This window comes from Psychrobacter sp. (assembly GCF_036731945.1).
Taxonomy (GTDB): domain Bacteria; phylum Pseudomonadota; class Gammaproteobacteria; order Pseudomonadales; family Moraxellaceae; genus Psychrobacter.
Genome location: NZ_DAINDI010000061.1, coordinates 18,092 through 18,390, shown reverse-complemented (window position 1 = coordinate 18,390; position 299 = coordinate 18,092). Strand labels below are relative to the sequence as shown.

The following is a 299-nucleotide window of genomic DNA, read 5'->3' as shown; positions in this document are numbered from 1 at the left end:
ATGCACCGCTTAAAGAAAGTCTCCTAAATTTGATGCCGCACTATTCTTAATATTTACTCTTTTTTTGTCCGTATTTGGCCCAATTAATAGTAAGTAATATAACAAAGTTCATGGTCTCATGGCTTTGTCATAGAGTATGAGGTAGAGACACAACACATTAATATATACACGAATTTCCCTAGGAAAACACTATGGCTCGTAAAACTCCCCTAAAGCGCTATCGCAATATTGGTATCTCAGCGCACATTGATGCTGGTAAGACGACCACTACTGAGCGTGTTTTGTTCTATACCGGTGTT

Annotated in this window: 1 protein-coding gene; it reads left to right on the top strand. The window is 38.5% G+C overall.

The window, feature by feature from the left end:
• Positions 1-191: 191 nt before the first annotated feature.
• On the top strand, positions 192-299 hold a 108-nt coding region (locus V7D75_RS14665), incomplete at its 3' end, for a GTP-binding protein (RefSeq protein ID WP_442968960.1).